The sequence below is a fragment of the Bacillus sp. MYb78 genome, assembly GCF_002975115.1.
Taxonomy (GTDB): Bacteria; Bacillota; Bacilli; order Bacillales; family Bacillaceae_G; genus Bacillus_A; species Bacillus_A cereus.
This window is the reverse complement of sequence record NZ_PCOB01000072.1, coordinates 1-1,673: the sequence shown is the minus strand read 5'-3', so window position 1 is coordinate 1,673 and position 1,673 is coordinate 1. Positions and strand designations below refer to the sequence as shown.

The window sequence follows — 1,673 nt, the reverse complement described above, 5'->3', positions numbered from 1 at the left end:
AACTTGTGCTTGTCCTTTTTTATCTGTCGTTATTTTAGCGACTACTTGTCCTGCTGCATCTTGAATTTCAAAGACTGCATCAGCTAAAGCATCTTTATTTTCTTTATCTACTTTTGTAATTTCTATATTTCCTGTATCCACTAATTCATTTTCTACAGTCAATTGTAATGCTGTAACTCTACCTTTTTCAATTTCGAATGAAACTGGCTTTTCTAGTGGCTTGTATCCTGCCGGTGTTTCTACTTCTACTAACTCATACTTTCCAATAGATAAATCTGAAACGTTTGCTTTTCCTTCTTTATCCGTTGTTACTTTTGCAACTACTTTTCCTTTTGAGTCACGTACTTCAAATACAACATTTTCTAATCGAGCTTTACTGTCTTTATCTATTTTTGTGATTTCTACATTCCCCGTATCTACCATTTCATTTTCTACAGTGAACGTTAAAGATTTTGTCATACCTTTTTTAATTTCAAATGGTACAGGCTTTTCTAATTTTTTGTAGCCTGGTAAACTATCTACTTCTACTAGCTTGTACTTTCCTACTGATAAATCTGAAACTGTTGCTTTTCCAGCTTTATCTGTCGTTACTTTCGTTACTACCTTGCCTTTGTCGTCTTGAACTTCAAAGACTACACCTGCTAACGGTGCCTTATTATCTTTATCTATTTTTGTAATTTCTACATTTCCCGTATCTACCATTTCATTTTCTATTTTTAATGATAGAACTTCTGTCATTCCTTTTTTGATTTCAAACGATACTGGTTCTGTTAATTTTTTGTAACCTGGTAAGCTTTCTTTCTCTACTAATTTGTACTTTCCTACAGATAAGTCTGAGATTTTTGCTTTACCATTTTTATCTGTTTTTACTTCCGTTACTACTTTGCCTTGCTCATCTTGTACTTCGAAGACTACGCCTTCTAATACTTTTTGACTATCTTTATCTACTTTTGTGATTTCTACTGAACCTTTGTCTAACTGTTCATTCTCTACTTTTAATGATAAGACTTCTGTCATACCCTTTTTAATTTCGAATGATACTGGCTCTGTTAATTTTTTGTAGCCTGGTAAATTCTCTACTTCTACTAGTTTGTAACTTCCTACAGATAGATCTGAAATTTTTACTTTTCCTTCTTTATCTGTTGTTACTTTCGTTACTACTTTGCCTTTTTCATCTTGCACTTCGAATGTTACGCCTTCTAATGCCTTCTGGCTGTCTTTGTCCACTTTTGTAATTTCTACTGAACCTTTATCTAACTGTTCATTCTCTACTTTTAGTGATAAGACTTCTGTCATGCCTTTTTTAATTTCAAACGATACTGGTTTTGCTAATTTTTTATATCCTGGTAAGCTTTCTACCTCTACTAGCTTATATTTCCCTACTGATAAATCGGAAACGTTTGCTTTTCCTTCTTTATCTGTCTTTACTTTTGTTACTACTTTATCTTTTTCATCTTGCACTTCGAATGTTACGCCCGCTAATACTGCGCCACTTTCTTTGTCCACTTTTGTAATTTCTACTGAACCTTTATCTAACTGTTCATTCTCTACTTTCAATGATAAAACTTTCGTCATACCTTTTTTGATTTCGAATGATACTGGTTCTGTTAATTTTTTGTAACCTGGTAAGCTCTTCGTCTCTACTAATTTGTATTTTCCTACTGATAGATCTG

Annotated in this window: 1 protein-coding gene; it reads right to left on the bottom strand. The window is 33.0% G+C overall.

The window, feature by feature from the left end; all coding sequences use genetic code 11:
- Positions 1–1,673 (bottom strand): SpaA isopeptide-forming pilin-related protein (locus CQ064_RS33050; RefSeq protein ID WP_258166720.1); only part of this gene is annotated, 1,673 nt, incomplete at both ends.